The following is a 17533-nucleotide window of genomic DNA, read 5'->3' as shown; positions in this document are numbered from 1 at the left end:
TTCAGACCTCCTGCGCGCGGATGCGGGTGTTTTCACTGTCCCAAAGCGGCGCGTCGGGCTGTACGGTGGCGCAGTAGCTCTGGCCAAAGATTTCCACCGTGAGGTCGGTGCCCGCCACGGCAGCCTCGGCCTGAACCACCCCGAGGGCGATGGAGGCATCGACGCGGTAGCCATAGCCGCCGCTGGTCACTTCGCCCACAACCCGGCCCTTCAGGCGCAGTGTGGCCATCGCTGGCGCGTCTTGTGGATTGCCCTCAACGACCAACGTGACGAAGCGCCGCTGCGGCCCCGCCGCCCGTTCGGCAACCAGCGCCGCTTTGCCCGGAAACGCCTGCGGTTTCTCCAACCGGATGAACCGGTCCAACCCGGCTTCCAGCAAAGTGTATTCCTGCGACAGGTCGCCTTTCCAGGTGCGGTAGCCTTTTTCAAGCCGCATGGAATTGAGCGCGAACATCCCGAAAGGTACGGCCCCACCCGCGATGACCGCATCATAGATCGCGGGCATATCCGAGGGCGCCGCGTGGATTTCCCAGCCCAACTCGCCTGCGAAAGAGACCCGCGCAAGCAACGCGGGCTTGCCCTGCACAGATGCCTTTTGATGGCTGAGCCACGGCAATGCCAGATCGGCATCGGGAGCCAGTGGTGCCAAAAGCGCACGGGATTTCGGGCCACAGAGGATCAGGGTCGAGACTTGATCTGTTTGATCCGTCAGGCTGATCGCCCCCCCTTTGGGCAACGCATCGCGCAGCAGTTCAAAGTCATGCCATTGCGCGGGGGCGGCGGTGATCAGGGTGAAGTCATCCTCTGCATGGCGCAGGATCGACATCTCGGTCAGCACCCGGCCCCGGCTGTCGGGAAAATAGCCTAAAGTCATCCGCCCCACTTTGGGCAGCGCGCCTGCGATCCGCCCCAGCAGCCAGTCCGCAGCGCCCGGTCCCGCCAGCGCGAAACGCGAGAACCCCGGCAGATCGAGCACGCCGACATGGTCGCGCACCGCAGCGACCTCCTCACGAACCCGCACCGCCCAAGGGCCCTCCCGGTCCCATGTCTGGGTCGCGGCATCTGAGGTGTCATCACCCGGTTTGGCGAACCAATTCGCCCGCTCCCACCCGTTGTAAGCCCCCATTTGACCGCCCGCATCACGCAGGCGGTCTTGCAGCGGCGACAGCTTCTTGTCGCGCCCGGCGGGCCATGGGTGATGCGGAAAATGCATCGCATATTCATGGCCATAGGTCTCAAGCGCCTTGGCGAGGGTAAAGTCGTGATCGGCATGGGCAGTGAAGCGGCGCGGGTCGACATCCCACATGTCCCACTCTGTTTCACCCGCCATGATCCATTCGGCCATGACCTTGCCCGCGCCGCCGCCCTGCGCGATGCCGAAGGTAAAGCTATGCGCCTCAAAGGCATTTGGCACGCCGGCCATCGGGCCGAGCATCGGCAAGCCATCGGGCGCATAGGGGATCGGCCCATTGATCACCCGCCCCACACCGCTTTGGCCCAAAAGCGGCATCCGCGCCATGGCGTCTTCGATATACCATTCCAGCCGGTCCAGATCATCGGGGTAGAGCTGAAAACTGAAATCCTCGGGCATCGGATCGTCGGGGGTGATCCAATGGGCTTTGCAGTTGCGCTCATAGGGACCGAGGTTCAGACCGTTCTTGTCTTGCCGCAGGTAATAGGAACTGTCCACATCGCGGACCATCGGCATTTTGTGGCCCTTTTCGGCGGTCCATGCGGCCAGCTCGGGGATTTCTTCGGTCAGGAAATACTGATGGCTCATCACCACGGCAGGCACCCGGCGGCCGCCATGGGGGCGGAACCATTCGCCGACCCGCTGCGCGTAATAGCCGGCAGCGTTGACCACCTTCTCGCAGCGGATATCGCCCTTTTCGGTATGGACGATCCATTCGTCCCCATCGCGATCTATGCCGGTGGCGGGGGTAAAGCGGTGAATTTGCCCGCCGGCCTCCCGCGCGCCTTTGGCAAGGGCTTGGGTCAGTTGTGCCGGGTCGATGTCCCCATCCAAGGGGTCCCACAACCCGCCCGCAAGGTCATGTAGCTCTATGAACGGGTTATGCTCTTTCAGCTCGGCGGGGGTGCACATCTCCATCCCCAGCCCCTGCGCGCGGGCCATGGAGGCGACATGTTCAAACTCCTGCATCCGCTCACGGCTATGAGCCAAACGCAGCGCCCCGGTCACGTGGTAGTTGATCGGATAGCCCACCGCCTCGCCCAAGCTGCGGTACATCTCTAGCCCATAGCGCTGCATGTTCATCACCGCCCATGAATTCGAGAAATTGGGGCAGTTGCCCGCCGCATGCCAAGTGGAGCCCGCAGTGAGTTCGTTCTTTTCAAGCAGGACGCAATCGGTCCAACCCGCGCGGGCAAGGTGGTAGAGGGTCGAGACCCCAACCACGCCGCCCCCGATGATCACGACCCGCACCGTTGTCGGAAAATCAGCCACGTTCAGCTCCCTTTGCCAAGCACTGCCAAAGGCTGACCAAAGGCGCCCCCGGTCAGTTTGAAACCATTTGAATTGATAAAAACCCGGTTCAGTAAACCGGCGGAGAGATCACCCAGACCACCACGGCAGGCGTGTCGTAGGGGTTGTCCCAAGTGTAATATTCGCCCCGAATGCGAAAGCTGTCGCCGGGGCAAACGATAAAGCTGCGCTCTGCAATCTTCAGGTTCAACCGGCCCGAGATGACAAAGCCCACCTCCTGCGTGTCGCGCATGACGGGCGCCTCCAGCCCCGAATAGGCTGCAAAGGTCGAATGGATGACCTCGAAACTGTCTGTCAGATCGGGGGAAAGCAACTCTTCCGTCAACCCGTTGGCCGCACTTCCCATGGCCCGCCGTGCCCCGGCGCGCACAACATAGCCGCGTTCTTCGGGGGTCACTGTCGCTTCGCCAAAGAGCAGAGAGACCGGCACGTCCAAGATCTCGGCCATGCGTCGCAGGTCTGAGATGGAGGGGGTCGAGATATCGCGTTCGACCTGACTGACCCAGCCAACGGATCGGTCCAACGCCTCGGCCATATCGGTCAGGGTCAGTCTGCGCCCCTTGCGGATCGCGCGTAAATCGGCCCCCAGTGAGCGTGGCGCTGTGGCCTCGGCCCCCTGCCTTTTCGCTCGGGTCATGTGAAAATATCCTCCATTTTTTCACTGTGGCGCGGAATTCGGCGTCTGGCAAGTGTTTCTCCTCGAAAGCGATGAACTGAGGCGGGCGGGGTTAAGACCGCCCCTTCCAAGGCACCAACAGCCGCTCGGCCTTGCGCATCAACATGTCGATGCCAAAACCGATGACGCCAATCAGGATGATCCCCATCAGTACGATGTCGGTCAGCTGGAATTTGGAGGCGACCATGATCATCATCCCCGCCCCCTTTTCTGCGGCCACCAGTTCGGCGGCCACCACCGTGCCCCAGCAGACGCCCATCGCCACCCGCGCCCCGGTAAAGATCTCGGGCAGAGAGTTCGGCACGATCACATGGCGCATGATTTGCGCCTTGGACGCGCCAAGCGAATAGGCCGCGTGGACCTTGGTGATATTCACCCCCGACACGCCCGACCGCGCAGCGATGGCCATGATCCATAGGGCCGCAAGGAACAGCAGGATGATCTTGCCCACCTCGCCGATCCCCGCCCAGATGATCACCAGCGGAATCAGCGCAAGCGGCGGCACGGGGCGCATGAATTCGACAATCGGATCGAACCAGCCGCGAAACCAGCCCGACAGGCCCATGGCATAGCCCAGCGGAATGCCCACCAGCGCCCCAAGGGCAAAGCCCACGACAACGCGGAAAAGCGAATAGCCCAAATGCTCCCACAGGGTGCTGTCCCGGTAACCTTGGCTGGAAATCTCACCCAACCGGGCGACCACGGCCTCAGGTGGCGGCAGCCAAATCGGCTCCATCTGCCAGCCCTTCGCAGGCTCAAAATTAAGCGTGCCCTTGGGCGACATGCCGACGCGGCCAAAGTCAGTCAGCACCTCCCCACCCGGCACGATCTGCTGGCCGTTCACCGCGACGACGCGGTGCCCGACATCGCGGCCCTTCTCGTCATTTTTATCGACGCGCAAAAGCCCCGACCGCCATGCGCCGATGGTGAAAGCGTCATTCTTGGCCCAGCCTTCACCGGGATCGACCTGCGGCGTGTCGGCATCTTCGCCCACGGGATGCACCAAGACGGTGATCGTCGCATCATCGCGGCTGCCGTCTTCGGCCTCTGCGGTATAGGTCAGCTCGGCCAGCCCCTCAAAAGGGCCGGGCGCATGCAAAAACCGGGGCAGCAGCGACGAGCCGGTAAAAGCGCCCCACAGCAAAAAGATCGTTAGGATCGAGATTACGCTGGCGGTGCGGTTCGAGGTGACAGCGCTTTCATCGCCAAAGGTGACGGTCTTGCGCGCAACAAATCCATTCGCAGTCTGGTCGACGGCAAGACGCACCAAAAAGAATGAGACGGCAAAGATCACGATATAAATCAGTAGGATAACCATTATGCGTCCTCCGTCCGGCCCATAATCTCTTCTTCCATGTCCCAGATCATACCAAGGATCTCTTCGCGTCTTTCGGCGAATTCTGGATGCTTCTTAACCTCGCGCAGATCGTGGCCCACCCCCAGATCGGCAAAGGGCAGACGGTATTCGCGGTGAATGCGCCCCGGACGCGGCGCCATGACCAAGAGCCGCTCGCCCAGCAGCAGCGCTTCTTCGACCGAATGGGTGATGAGGATGATGGTCTTGCCCGTCTCTTTCCAAAGCTTCAGCACAAGACTTTGCATCTTTTCACGGGTCAGGGCATCAAGCGCGCCCAAAGGCTCATCCATCAGGATCACGTCGGGATCATTTGCCAGACAACGCGCCAGCGCCACCCGCTGCTGCATCCCTCCGGAAAGTTCGTAGATCGCCTTTTCCTTGAAGTCCCTCAGCCCGACGATGTCGAGCAGGTGGTCGACCTCGGCCCCATATTGCTTTTCGCTCTGCCCCTTCATCCGAGGGCCAAAACTCACGTTTTCGCGCACCGACATCCATTCAAACAACGCACCCTGCTGAAAGACCATGCCCCGCTCTGCATCCGGCCCGGTCACGTTGTGGCCATTCAAAACGATCTCGCCCGAGGTTGGCGCAAGAAATCCCGCAACGATGTTCAGAAGCGTCGTCTTGCCACAGCCCGAGGGGCCCAGCACCGACATCAATTGGCCTTCGGCAAGGTCAAGCGATACGTTTTCAAGCGCCTGTACGTGACCGCCATTGGGCAGGTCGAACCGCATCGACAGATTCTCGATTTTTAGTCCCGACATGCCGCCCCGGTGCCCCCTGCTATTTTTGTAAGACCGCCCCCGCCTGCCCGGCTCTTCGGCTACAAAGAACCGGGCAAAGACTGGGGACGGCCCCGTATTGAGCCGTCTTGGCTTACATCTCGCCTGCGGCCTGCAACGGACCGGTGTTGACCGCGTCGTCGTAGCTGTCGAGTGCCGCGTCGATCGCGCCCGCTTCGACAAAGACATCTGCGACGCCTTTCATGAACTCCTGCGCGCCACCCCCGAGCCATTTCTCTCCCATCTGGTCCTCAAGCGAGGGGAAGGTGAAGGTCGCGATCGTTTCCATCGTGGCGTCTTCGTCCATGCCGGCGTCCTTGGCGATCACGGGCAGCATCTTGGCTTGATTGGCCTCATCGGCCCACATCGCATTCGCTTCTGCCGTGACTTTCAGGAAAGCAGACACCGTATCGGAATTTTCAGCCACCCAAGACGCCGGGCCAGAGGTCACGTCGAAAACGAGAATGCCCAGTTCTTCTTTCTCGGCGCCCGTCAAAAGGATATTGCCATGCTCCAGCATCCGCCGCAGAGAGCCGCCCCAGCCGCAGGCCATATCGACCGAGCCCTGCGCGATGGCTGCAGCGCCATCAGGCGGCGCCATATCGACCACATCAAGCGACCCAACATCGACGCCGAAGTGGCTCATTTGTTTGAGAAAACCGTAGTGCGCAGCGGTGCCGAGTGGCACTGCGACCTTCTTGCCTGCCAGTTCCGCGACAGAGGATTTGTCGATCTCTAACTCCTCCCGGATCACGCAGTTATCATTTTCGGAATAGCTGACCGCGACATCGAGAATCTGAATATCTTGCCCCGCCGAGGTCGCAACCACGAAGGGCGGCACGCCTTGGCTTACCGACATATGCACATCGCCCGACGCCATCGCCGCCGACATAGCTGTGCCGGAGTCGAAGCTGACCCAATTCACACTGGTGCCAAGGGCTTCGTCATACATTCCCTCGGCCTTGGCATATTGGAACGGCATCGGCCATTCGAGGAAATACCCCACGGTCAAATCCTGCGCGGCAGATTGGGTGACACCCATCACAAGCAGGCTGGCGGCGGTGCCCATCAGTTTCACGGTCTTCATGATATTCTCCCTAGGTCTGTTATGGTCGCTTCTTATAATTGAACGTCCCGTTCACATGTTTCGCGACCATCGGCCCCTGTCAGACATCAGGAAGGGCAAGCCCCGGGCAATGTGAAAAAACCCCTCGTGTTTTCACGATACGGGTGAAATTGAACTTTTCAACAAAATTCTCACGCCGCAACGCAACATAATTCTCATGTTAAGAAGTCTGCGTAGAATTTAGCCGGGGGCACTTTTGCCCCTCGCAACGATAGGCGAGAGCTACGCGGTATTCCTAAACAGTAATTTGATTGTTTTGGCCGACCGTCAGACTCAACCTAATTGGAGAGGGAGTCTTAACCTGCCGAAATGCAGCCCCTTTGGGGCGATGGTGATCTTGACCCGCGCTGGGCGGGTCAAGTCTGTCGTGACGCTCTGAAAGCGCGCGTTTACCAGGAGGTGATAACAGTGCCCTGATAGCTTTCATCGATGAAGGCTTTGATTTCATCGGAATGATAGGCCTTGAGCAGTGTCTCAACCCATGCGGCTTCCTCGTCGCCTTTGCGCACGGCGATGACGTTCACATATGGGTTCTCGGCGCTTTCCATCGCGATCGAGTCTTCCTTGGGGCTCAGACCCGAGGCAATCGCGTAGTTGGTATTAATCAAGGCCGCATCCAGATCGGCCAGCGACCGCGGCAGTTGGGCGGCATCAAGCTCTTTGAAGGACAGGTCCTTGGGGTTCTCGGTGATGTCGAGCACGGTCGGCACCAGACCTGCGGCCTCATCCACCTTGATCAGACCCAGTTCTTGCAGGACCAGCAGCGCGCGGCCACCGTTTGTGGGATCGTTCGGGATGCCGAATGTGGCCCCTTCTTCCAGATCGGCAAGCGCGGTGATCTTGTCCGAATAGACACCCATGGGGGTCGTGATGGTGTTGCCAACGACGCTCAACTCAAAGCCGCGGTCTTTCATCTGCGCTTCAAGATAGGGCACGTGCTGGAACGAGTTGGCCTGAATGTCGCCATCGGCCAGCGCTTGGTTCGGGACCACGTAGTCAGAGAATTCGACCACATCGATGTCCAAGCCCATCGGCTCGGCGATACGGGCAACCTCTTCCATGATCTCGGCGTGCTCGCCGGGGGAAACGCCGACTTTGATTTCCTCGGCGGCAAGACCGGTGGCCATCAGCGCCAGAACAGAGGTAAGTGTCGTAAGACGAAGCATAGTAGTCTCCTTAGATTGAGAGAGCGGGTGTAAGGCGCGGCTTATTGGCCGCCGCTTTTGGTGGCCCGTTTGTCCACGGCGCTGGCGATACGCTCGCCGATGGACTGCACAAGCTGCACCAAGACGATAAGAATGATCACGACGATTGCCATAACGTCAGGCATAAACCGTTGATATCCATATCGAATACCAAGGTCTCCCAGCCCTTCGCCCCCTACGGCCCCGACCATGGCGGAATAGCCGATCAGGCTGACAATCGCCAAGGTCAGGCCCAGCGTGATGCCGGGGAGCGCTTCGGGCAGCAGCACTTTGCGGATGATCTGCAGCGGGGTCGCGCCCATCGCGCGGGCGGCTTCGATCAACCCGGAATCGACCTCACGGATCGCGTTTTCCACCAGACGCGCGATGAAGGGGACCGTCGCGATAGTCAGCGGCACGATGGCCGCCGTGGTGCCAATAGAGGTGCCGGCCACCATCCGGGTAAAGGGAATGATCGCCACGACGAGAATGATAAACGGCACAGAGCGCGTGGCGTTTACCACCAGCCCGAGCACCTTGTTTACCCAAGGCGCGGACAACAGTTCCCCGCGTTGCGAGGTGGCCAGAAACAGCCCCAGAGGCAGGCCAAATACCGTGCCAAGGATCGCGGATACCGCCACCATATAGAGCGTTTGCCCCGTCGCTTCGATCAAAAGGTTAATCAGATTAGCCGACATAGCCCAGCACCTCCGTCAGAAGCCCGTGTTGTTCCAAAAAGGCGCGCGCTTGGGCGGCCTGCGCCACCGGCAGAGACACCAGCAGGTTGCCGAAGGGCCGTGTTCCGATCTCTTCGACAGCGCCCGCAAGGATATTGACCGGAATGCCCATATCCTGCGTCAGCCGCGCCAACATCGGATCGGTGGCATGGGCGCCTGCAAAGGTGACTCGGATCACCTCTTCGCCGCCCGTTGCAGGGGCGGTTTGGGTCAGCCGTTCTTTGACGAAAGCAGGCAGGGTGACGCCGGTCACGCCCGAAAGGAAGGACCGCGTCGTCGCGTGTTGCGGCGCGGTGAAGATGTCATAGGTGGCCCCATGTTCGACGATCTGGCCTGCGTCGATCACCGCCACATGGCTCGCGATGTCGCGCACCACGGCCATCTCATGGGTGATCAGCAGGATCGTCAGCCCCAAATCGCGGTTGATGTCCTTCAAAAGCGACAGAACCGTTTGGGTGGTCTCAGGGTCCAGAGCCGAGGTCGCCTCATCCGAGAGCAACACTTTCGGCCCGGTGGCCAAGGCGCGCGCGATGCCGATCCGCTGCTTCTGGCCGCCCGAAAGCTCTGCCGGGTAGCGCCCCGCCTGCGCGCTTAGCCCGACCCGGTCGATAAGGTCCGCCACACGCGGTTTGATCTGCGCGCTCGGCATCCCGGCCACTTCGAGCGGCAGCGCGATATTGCCCGCCACGGTACGTGAAGACAGCAGGTTAAAGTGTTGAAAAATCATGCCAACGTCACGTCGGATCGCGCGCAACTTGCCGCCTTTCGCGGTGCTGACATCCTCACCGCCGACCAGCACGTTGCCGGTGGTCGGACGCTCCAACCCGTTGACCATGCGCAGCAAGGTCGATTTGCCCGCCCCCGAACGCCCAATGATCCCGGTGATTGAGCCCGGTGCCACGTCGAGGGATATCCCCTCAAGTGCATTCACGGTCGCCCCGCCTGCTTTGGTAAAGGCCTTGCCGACCTTGTCAAAGGCGATCGAGGCACCTTCTGTTGTGATATCAGTCATTTTCCGTCCGGGTCGGGGTGGGTTTCGAGTGGTGTCCCCTAGATAGAACCCCTGCCCCCGATGCAAGCCACGATCATGCATAGCTGCCTTGTTTTGCACACTTATCTCTTGCCGGGGCATTCGCCCCTTGTGCCGTTAGCCGATGAGGATAATTATATTCACGAATCGGAATGAATGCGGGGAGGGCATAAGATGAAGGTCAACAGACGGACGGTGCTGGCAGGGATGGGCGCGGCGGCCCTTGCCCATGGCCCGCTGCGTGCCTTTGCCCTGACCTCTGCCCAGATCGGTGGGTATGAGCTTGTCAGTGTGAGCGACGGCAATCTGGTGCTCCCGCGCAGTTTCTTCTTTGAAGGTTTGCCGCAGGAGGAACTGGCGCAGGTTTTGGCCCCCTTTGATCTCCCTGAGGACCAGTTGGCGCCGCCCTGCAACCTGACGCTTTTGCGCAATGGCGAACGTGTAGTCCTCTTCGACGCGGGCGCTGGCCCCGGCTTCATGCCATCGGCCGGGTCGCTTTTAGAGAGTTTGGACGCGGCGGGCGTCACCCCGGAGGCGGTGACCGACGTTGTCTTTACCCATGGCCACCCGGATCACCTTTGGGGCGTGCTGGACGATTTCGACGATCTGGTCTTTCCCAATGCGCGCTATCACATGGGTCAGGTCGAATGGGACTATTGGCGCGATCCGGCGACCGTGGACACAATCGGCGCAGCCCGCGCCGCCTTTGCCGTCGGAGCCGCGCGGCGGTTGGCGGCGATCGAGGACCGGGTGGCCCATTTCTCCGACGGAGATGAAGTGCTCCCCGGCATCATGGCACAGGCGAGTTTCGGGCATACGCCCGGGCATATGTCGTTCCTGCTGGGCAGCGGTAGTGACGCGCTGCTGATCGGCGGCGATGCCATCGGCAATCACCATCTCGCCTTTGCCCGGCCCGGCTGGGCCAGCGGATCGGACCAAGACCCCGAGCGCGGTGCCGAAACCCGCCAGCGGTTGCTGGACCGGCTGGCGGACGAACAGATCTGGCTGATGGGCTTTCACCTGCCACAGGGCGGTCTGGGCCGGGTTGAACGCCGTGGCGAGGGCTATCGTTTCGTCGGAGCCGCGCGATGAAGCGGTTCGCTGGCATCACCGCCCTGCTGCTCGCTTATAACGCCACGACGGGCGAGGTTATCGCGGACAGATACCCCGCCTCGCCGCTCTAGATTAAACCCTTTAAGGTTGTCTTCGGCGCGCGCTCTGCCGTCAGCGCGACCGCCCCTTAGACCTATTAGAATGCGAGCCATAACAACAGTCTAGGCTTCATCGCGACCGTTGAAGGGGTTGTTTCGGCATATTCGCTAGACCCAGATTTGACCTTCATGGTTTGATTGTTATTGACATGGCGCTCGCGAATAGCAGTTCCGAAGCCGGATCACGCCCAGGCATAGGGTCGCATCAGAAAAAGGCAGCCGCTTCCAACTCCACCGTGATTACCCCGATAATCGCGCCGTTGGATGGTTCTGTAATGGGCATCGAAACGCGGCTTTGATGCGCTTTGGAGCTTCCACCTATGGCCACTTGATCGATTACAAACACCCCCGAAGGTGGCGTAAAACGATTGCTGTTCTTGGGCTTGCCGCCTTTGAAATAGACCGATGCGGTGCCGCTGGTGACGACGGTCAACCCATAGGCGTCAAGCAGCGCCACTTCGGCGATCTGACCTTTGGCGCGGGCAATCTGCGCCGCTAAGAAAGCTGCTGCCACAGGAGCCCTTGCTTGGCTCGTTGGGGTGACCTGCGCGGTCGCTGCGGCAGACGCGGCGGCCAAGACATTCATCTCTCGGTGTCGCTGGTTCTGCTGCGCAATCGCGTCAACGATGCGGGCATCATTGACCCAAGACAGCAGCTCCCGGTCGATATAATCGTTCAGCGCCCAAGGCACTTCGGACGCGGTAACCTTGAGCCCGGAACACAGGATGAAGATGAGCGATACAAGTGGCAGGTGTCGAAGCATCGGGGAGCCCTCATGAGGTTGGCGGCGTAAAGACCGCGGGAGAGCTACACCCTAGCGTTCGATTGGTTTACGCCTCATGAACGGCGATCACCGCTTAGACCTCTTCGCCCTTAAACCCCGTTGCCACAACGAATTTCTCTGATGAATCCGGTCGGCTTGCGGGCGGTTTGATATTGGCGACCTTGGTGAAACGGCGCTTGAGCAGCTTTTGCAACTCGCCCTCGGCGCCCCCCGCCAGCACCTTGGCCACGAATGTGCCGCCCTCTTCCAAGACGTCGAAAGCGAAATAGGCCGCCGCCTCGCAGAGTGAAATAATGCGCAGGTGGTCGGTCTGCTTGTGCCCCGAAGAGGCAGCCGCCATGTCGGACATGACCACATCCGCCTTGCCGCCCAGCCATTCCTTTACCTTAAGGTCAGCGTCGTCTTCCATAAAATCGAGCTGGTGCAGCTCGCACCCCGCGATCGGCTCCATCTCTTGCAGGTCGACGCCCAGAATGGTGCCCTGCGTCTTGCCCTTCTTCTCGCCCAGCACATTGCAGCGTTTGACCGCGACCTGACACCAACCGCCCGGCGCGGCGCCAAGGTCCACCACCCGTGCACCGGGGACAAGGAAACGATATTTATCGTCTAGTTCCATAATCTTATAAGCCGCCCGCCCGCGATAGCCTTCGGCCTGCGCGCGTTTGACATATGGATCGTTCAACTGCCGCTGCAACCAGCGGGTGGAACTGAGCTTGCGCCCGCGTGCGGATTTCACCTTGACCTTGAGGTCACGCTGACCGCGCCCCGAGGTGTTTTTTCCGTCCGGTGTCTTGGCCATCAAAAGACCCCTTCTTCTAATACGCCATCGGCGCTCATCTGTGCATATAGCAGGCCTTCGCGCAGACCGCGATCCGCAACTGACAGCCTGTCGGTCGGCCAGCAGCGCATCAAGGCTTGCAGGATCGCGGCGCCCGACATGATCAGGGCGGCGCGATCTTGCCCGATCCGCGGATCGGCGCGCCGCCCGCCCGGCCCCATGGCGATATAAGAGTGGATCACCTTGTCGATCTGCGCGCTGCTCATGCTGAGGCCATCGACCTTGGTCCGGTCATAGCGTTTCAGGTTCAAGTGGCTTGCCGCCACAGTGGTCACGGTGCCCGAGGTGCCGACGATCTGAAACCGCTTTTGCGACTGGATCGTCTGATAGGGTGTGAAATCGGTGAGGTTCTCTTCGAAAAACCAGCTCATCAGGGCGAAACGCGCGGCGTCGTCTTCGACGTCAGAGAATTGGTCGCGCAGCGTCGCCACGCCCAGAGGCACGCTGATCCAATCCACCACCCGTGCGGCAGGCACATCAGATTTCGCCTGATAGAAGCCGCCCTGAAGCCGCATGATCGACCGGGCGCGATCCGCCCGAGGGACTTTGGAGATGTCGATCCAGACAAGCTCAGTCGAGCCGCCGCCGATATCGACCACCAGCAGGTTCTCCGTCTTGCGGCTGACCAGTGGCGCGCAAGAGATCACGGCAAGTTGGGCTTCTTCCTCAGGGCGGATGATGTCGAGTTTGAGACCCGTCTCGCGCTGGATACGGCGCATGAACTCTGCGCCATTCTGTGCGCGGCGACAGGCTTCGGTCGCCACAAGCCGCATGTTTTGCACCTTGTTGCGGCGCAATTTCTGCTGACAGATCCGCAATGCCTGGATGGTGCGCGCCATCGATCCGCGCGACAAACGCCCGGTTTTTTCCAAACCGGCACCCAATTGTACCGATTTTGAGAAACTGTCCACCACATGGAAACCGCTGCCGCGAGGCTGGGCGATCAACATGCGGCAGCTATTTGTACCCAGATCTAGGGCCGCATATAGCTCATTAGATCTGGGCGGAACTGGCGCGGGGCTCAGAGCCGGGATGTCTTTGTCGAGCGCACCCGCACCTTTGGGACGCTGTGGCGCCATGGTTACGCGCCTTTCATATCGAGTTGCCCCCAAGGTATTCCCTGCGCCGGGTCGGTGCAAGTGGTCGCGGTGCCTTGGGCCAATTTCCGCGGCGTCCTGCGCCATGCCCCTATCTTTTGGCACCTCAGGACCACCTCACAATCATCTTGAGAATAATGGGGGCGCAGGGCCCTCGTGATGGCCCGCCCGATGCGCTATCACGAGCCCCAAGTCGCGGATGGGTCGTGTTTCGTCGAAAAACGGCCCTGTCCTGACCGCCACGCTCGTTAGACAGGTTTAAACCGGAGGAATCGTCCCATGCCCGCAGTCACCATCGTTTACTGGCGCGATATCCCCGCTCAGGTGATCGTCGGCAAAGGCCGCCGTGGGTCGAAACGTCCCCTGCCCGAACGCTTTGAACAGGCGATCGACCGCGCGGCGATGAAGATTGGCGCCGGAGATTCCGATGCCTATTTAGCGGAATGGCGCAAGGCGGACCCCTTTGAGGTTGAAGGCGATCCCGATGCCATCGCCGACGCCGAAGCCGCCCGGATCGACGCGGAATACGACCGCGACCGGATTAAGCAACTGATTGACAACGACGGCTGGGCATAGCCTGCCAGCCCTATGATCAAGGACACGCTCATGGCACTTTTGAACTTCCGCAAGAAGGAAACACCGGCCCCGCAGGCGCCGGTGGCCGAAGTCGAGGCGCTGTTGAAAGATTATTCGATCGAGGTGATGCCCCGCACCGCCGAGAAGGTCGAAGATTTCCGCGCCCTGCTGCCAGAGGGCACCCGTGTCTATATCGCCCATATCGACGGCACCCCGATTGAGGATATGGTCGCCACCGCCGCGCGGCTGAACGCCGATGGCTTCAAGGTCATGCCGCATTTCCCGGCCCGCATCATCAAGGACCGCGCCACGCTCGCCGACTGGATCGCCCGCTATCAGGGCGAAGCCGATGTGCGCCAAGCGTTGCTGCTTGCGGGCGGTGTCACCGCGCCCGTGGGCGACTTTACTGACAGCATGCAGCTGATGGAAACGGGACTATTCGATGAGGCTGGCTTTACCCGTCTGCATGTCGCTGGCCACCCCGAAGGCAACCGTGATATCGATGCCGACGGAGGCCGTCTGAACGTCGATGCGGCGCTGAAATGGAAGAACGATTTTCAGACCCGCACCGATGCAGAAATGGCCATCGCCACGCAATTCGCCTTTGAAGCGCAGCCGATCATCGAATGGGCCGACAGCCTCAAGGCTGCGGGCATCACCCTGCCCATCCACATCGGAATCGCAGGCCCTGCCAAGCTGCAAACCTTGATTAAATTCGCCATCGCCTGTGGTGTCGGACCATCGCTGAAGGTGCTTCAAAAGCGTGCGATGGATGTCACCAAGCTGCTGTTGCCCTATGAGCCTGCAGATGTGATCAGCGACTTGGCCACCTACAAAGCGGCCCACCCGGATTTTAACATCACCCATGTGCATCTGTTCCCGCTGGGCGGGATCAAGACCAGCGCCACATGGGTCCAAGATAATGGCGGCGCCTCTGGGGTGCCCGCCAACGCATCCTAAAGGAAGTTACATGACCAGAACCGTCATCGAATCCAAGACCAAGACCGCCGTCATCGGCTTTGACGAGCCGTTTTGCGTGATCGGAGAGCGGATCAACCCCACGGGCCGCAAAATTCTCAGCCAAGAGCTTGAGCAAGGCGATTTTTCGCGGGTCGAGGCCGATGCCATCGCACAGGTCGCCGCCGGTGCCACGGTGCTGGATGTGAACTCGGGCGCCGTTTTTTCCAACAAGATGGCCGAAGACCCGCGCTATGCTGACAACAACTTTGTCGAGCCGATGCTGATGCCGGAACTGATCAAAGTGGTGCAAAATGCCGTCGACGCGCCGATCTGTATCGACAGTTCGGTCCCCGGCGCGCTTGAGGCAGGCTTGCAAGCCTGCGAAGGCCGCCCGCTGTTGAACTCGGTGACCGGCGAAGAAGAGCGGCTTGAGCTCGTGCTACCGCTGGTCAAGAAATACAACGTGCCCGTGGTGGCGATCTCCAACGACGACACCGGCATTTCCGAAGACCCGGATGTGCGGTTCGCCGTAGCGAAAAAGATCGTCGAACGTGCCGCCGATTTCGGCATCCCCGCCCATGACATCGTGGTCGACCCTCTGGTCATGCCGATTGGCGCCATGGCAACAGCGGGCCATCAGGTCTTTACCCTTGTGCGCCGCCTGCGTGAGGAATTGGGCGTGAACACCACCTGCGGTGCGTCGAACATTTCTTTTGGTCTGCCCAACCGCCACGGGATCAACAACGCCTTCCTGCCGATGGCCATGGGCGCGGGCATGACAAGTGCGATCATGAACCCGGTGGCCGTGCCGCTCAACGCCACCAAGATCGCCGAAAAGCGCGCCGAGATGGCCGCCGCGGGGATCATCCTGCCCGAAGAGATGGATGACGAGACCTTCGTGACGCTCTTTAATCTGGGATCGACCAAGCCCCGTCCGGGCAAGGAGATGGAGGCCATCCGCGCCGCCAACTTCCTCTTTGACCGTGACCCCCATGGCAGCGCATGGATCGAGTTCAACAAGGTCGCCCCCAAGGCCGGCCAAGAAGGCCGAGGCCGCGCGGGCCGCACCGGTGGTCGCCGCCGCCGCTGAGCCCGCTCGGAACGATGAAAGGCCCCGCCAGCATCGCTGCGCGGGGCCTTTTGTTGTCGGCATTCATGAAGAGCCGTCTTTTTTCAGATAGGTAAACAGCGGAAATCTGGCGCCATCCCGACGGCGCCGGCAAAATCTAGCCTGCCCGGTTCTGGCTCACGAGTTCTTGAATCGCGGCCATTACCGCCGCGACATGGTCGGCGTCCGCTGCGGCGCTATGCGGTTCATTAAAGCCGCCCCTATCATTGTCGAAATACTTTCCCGAAGCCTTTGAGAAATCTTCCGAAAGCGCGGCACGGCAAAGGATGTCGGCACCGATGCTCAGGTCATTTCCAGCAACGCCAAAGCCTTCCTTAACCATTTTGGACGCCAACAGCGACCCGGGATTCACCGCGATGAAGAGCGGGCCATCCTGATGCGCACGGGCCACTTCCTGCGTCCAGATTGTGATCGCCAATTTGCTCTGCGCATAGGCCGCCATATCGTCCAAGGTGCCGTTGCCCCGAAGAGCGGCCACATCCACCGGTGCCTGCGCAGCAGAGGAAAGGTTCACCACCCGGCCCGCTTTGGGCAGTACCGGCAGCAAGAGTTGAACCAGCAGATAGGGCGCTAATGTGTTGACCACAAAACGCGCGTCTAGCCCCGCTTCGGTGCGCGGATCGGGCAGTTTCAGGACACCTGCATTGTTGATCACCACGTCGATCTGGCTGTGATCGATGCGCAGCGCCTCTGCCAATGCCGCGACCTCATCCAACTGCGACAGATCTGCACGGTAGGTCTGGGGGGTGCCGCCCACCTCTGCCGCCGCTGCGCTTAATTTTTCGGCGCTGCGCCCGTGCAGCAGAATAGTATGCCCCTGCCCGCTAAGTTTCTTTGCCGTCAGCAGACCGATGCCGTCAGTCGCGCCGGTGATGAGGATGGTCTTGGTCATGGCTTTCTCCTTATCGGGGTCTCTGCGCGTCTCTGCGATGGCGCGGGATGCGTCGGTCGGGCGATCACCACCCGCCCAAAACCTGCTTGCCGATCACCCGCCCGCTTTCTTGCCGCAGATGGGCGGCGCGAAGGTTCTCTACATTTATCACGCCCGCATGTTCGGTCACGGTAGATTGCAACTTGCCCGCGTCGATCATCTGCGCCACCCGGTTCAACAGGTCACGTTGCGCGGTCATGTCTTCGGTCTGGAACATCGACCTTGTGAATATAAACTCCCAATGCACGCTCAGAGCTTTGGGTTTCGCCGCTTTCATGTCCAGCGTCTCGGGGTCGTCGATCAATGCGATCTGGCCGCGCGGGGCAATGGCTTCGATGATGGCTGGCCAATACATGTCCGTGGCCGTCAGCGCGGCAACGTAGCTGGGCGCGAGGTTGAGATCGGCAAGCTGAGCCGCCAGATCACCCCGGTGATCCACCACATGATCCGCCCCCATCTTGCGCACCCAGTCTTGGGTTTCCGGACGCGAGGCGGTGGCGATCACGGTCAATCCGGTCAGCGCCTTGGCCAATTGGATAAGGATCGACCCCACGCCCCCGGCCCCGCCAATCACCAAAAGCGCCTGCCCCTCACCGGCCCCTTCCGTCAGCC

The 17533-nt window shown here is 60.7% G+C and carries 17 protein-coding genes; 4 read left to right on the top strand and 13 right to left on the bottom strand.

The features are described from left to right. Position 1: 1 nt before the first annotated feature. The 8 genes from A3722_RS08725 to A3722_RS08690 form a co-directional block, all read right to left on the bottom strand. Positions 2 to 2464: a GcvT family protein gene (locus A3722_RS08725; protein ID WP_067629400.1), complete on the bottom strand. Its 2463-nt coding sequence runs from the start codon at positions 2462 to 2464 to the stop codon at positions 2 to 4. An 88-nt stretch (positions 2465 to 2552) separates the two neighbouring features. Continuing rightward, positions 2553 to 3140: a helix-turn-helix domain-containing protein gene (locus A3722_RS08720; protein ID WP_067629398.1), complete on the bottom strand. Its 588-nt coding sequence runs from the start codon at positions 3138 to 3140 to the stop codon at positions 2553 to 2555. A 91-nt stretch (positions 3141 to 3231) separates the two neighbouring features. Then, a complete protein-coding gene (locus A3722_RS08715) occupies positions 3232 to 4497 on the bottom strand; it encodes an ABC transporter permease (RefSeq protein ID WP_067629396.1) in 1266 nt (421 codons plus the stop codon). Beyond that, positions 4497 to 5300: a taurine ABC transporter ATP-binding protein gene (locus A3722_RS08710; RefSeq protein WP_067629395.1), complete on the bottom strand. Its 804-nt coding sequence runs from the start codon at positions 5298 to 5300 to the stop codon at positions 4497 to 4499. The genes A3722_RS08715 and A3722_RS08710 overlap by 1 nt, the downstream gene beginning before the upstream one ends. A gap of 112 nt (positions 5301 to 5412) precedes the next feature. Next, positions 5413 to 6405, bottom strand: a complete 993-nt coding sequence (locus A3722_RS08705) for a taurine ABC transporter substrate-binding protein (RefSeq protein WP_067629393.1) — start codon at positions 6403 to 6405, stop codon at positions 5413 to 5415. Between the two features lie 428 nt (positions 6406 to 6833). Then, complete coding sequence (locus A3722_RS08700; protein ID WP_067629390.1) at positions 6834 to 7610, bottom strand: MetQ/NlpA family ABC transporter substrate-binding protein; 777 nt, start codon at positions 7608 to 7610, stop codon at positions 6834 to 6836. Between the two features lie 41 nt (positions 7611 to 7651). Further along, positions 7652 to 8326, bottom strand: coding sequence for a methionine ABC transporter permease (locus tag A3722_RS08695; RefSeq protein WP_067629388.1), 675 nt, complete (start codon positions 8324 to 8326; stop codon positions 7652 to 7654). Beyond that, a complete protein-coding gene (locus A3722_RS08690) occupies positions 8316 to 9377 on the bottom strand; it encodes a methionine ABC transporter ATP-binding protein (RefSeq protein ID WP_067629386.1) in 1062 nt (353 codons plus the stop codon). The genes A3722_RS08695 and A3722_RS08690 overlap by 11 nt, the downstream gene beginning before the upstream one ends. 192 nt (positions 9378 to 9569) lie before the next feature. Between A3722_RS08690 and A3722_RS08685 the strand changes: the two genes are divergently transcribed. Then, entirely contained in the window at positions 9570 to 10487 is a 918-nt protein-coding gene (locus A3722_RS08685; RefSeq protein ID WP_067629384.1) for an MBL fold metallo-hydrolase, read from the top strand. 324 nt (positions 10488 to 10811) lie between these two features. Here the strand turns inward: A3722_RS08685 and A3722_RS08680 are convergent, their stop codons facing one another. From A3722_RS08680 to A3722_RS08670, 3 genes are all read right to left on the bottom strand, one after another. Further along, positions 10812 to 11369, bottom strand: a complete 558-nt coding sequence (locus tag A3722_RS08680; protein ID WP_067916064.1) for a hypothetical protein — start codon at positions 11367 to 11369, stop codon at positions 10812 to 10814. 94 nt (positions 11370 to 11463) lie between these two features. Further along, positions 11464 to 12189 (bottom strand): RlmE family RNA methyltransferase, encoded by a 726-nt coding sequence (locus A3722_RS08675; RefSeq protein ID WP_067627424.1) that lies wholly within the window; start codon positions 12187 to 12189, stop codon positions 11464 to 11466. After that, positions 12189 to 13307: a Ppx/GppA phosphatase family protein gene (locus tag A3722_RS08670; protein ID WP_067916062.1), complete on the bottom strand. Its 1119-nt coding sequence runs from the start codon at positions 13305 to 13307 to the stop codon at positions 12189 to 12191. The genes A3722_RS08675 and A3722_RS08670 overlap by 1 nt, the downstream gene beginning before the upstream one ends. A 297-nt stretch (positions 13308 to 13604) precedes the next feature. On the opposite strand from A3722_RS08670, the gene A3722_RS08665 reads away from it, so the two are divergent. The 3 genes from A3722_RS08665 to A3722_RS08655 are packed head-to-tail and all read left to right on the top strand — an operon-like array spanning position 13605 to position 15951. Then, positions 13605 to 13901, top strand: a complete 297-nt coding sequence (locus A3722_RS08665; RefSeq protein ID WP_067625152.1) for a virulence factor — start codon at positions 13605 to 13607, stop codon at positions 13899 to 13901. A gap of 30 nt (positions 13902 to 13931) precedes the next feature. Further along, positions 13932 to 14861, top strand: a complete 930-nt coding sequence (locus A3722_RS08660; protein ID WP_067625154.1) for a 5,10-methylenetetrahydrofolate reductase — start codon at positions 13932 to 13934, stop codon at positions 14859 to 14861. A gap of 10 nt (positions 14862 to 14871) precedes the next feature. Further along, complete coding sequence (locus tag A3722_RS08655; RefSeq protein ID WP_067625156.1) at positions 14872 to 15951, top strand: methyltetrahydrofolate cobalamin methyltransferase; 1080 nt, start codon at positions 14872 to 14874, stop codon at positions 15949 to 15951. Positions 15952 to 16087: 136 nt separating this feature from the next. Here the strand turns inward: A3722_RS08655 and A3722_RS08650 are convergent, their stop codons facing one another. After that, positions 16088 to 16882 carry an SDR family NAD(P)-dependent oxidoreductase gene (locus A3722_RS08650; RefSeq protein ID WP_067625159.1) on the bottom strand — a complete coding sequence of 265 codons (795 nt, stop codon included), beginning with the start codon at positions 16880 to 16882 and terminating at the stop codon, positions 16088 to 16090. Positions 16883 to 16946: 64 nt separating this feature from the next. Beyond that, the coding region (locus A3722_RS08645) for a zinc-binding dehydrogenase (RefSeq protein ID WP_150120459.1) at positions 16947 to 17533 on the bottom strand (587 nt) is incomplete at its 5' end.

This window comes from Sulfitobacter sp. HI0027 (genome assembly GCF_001634775.1).
GTDB lineage: Bacteria > Pseudomonadota > Alphaproteobacteria > Rhodobacterales > Rhodobacteraceae > Sulfitobacter.
The sequence above is the reverse complement of the archived record's forward strand: the minus strand, read 5'-3'. Positions and strand labels throughout refer to the sequence as shown.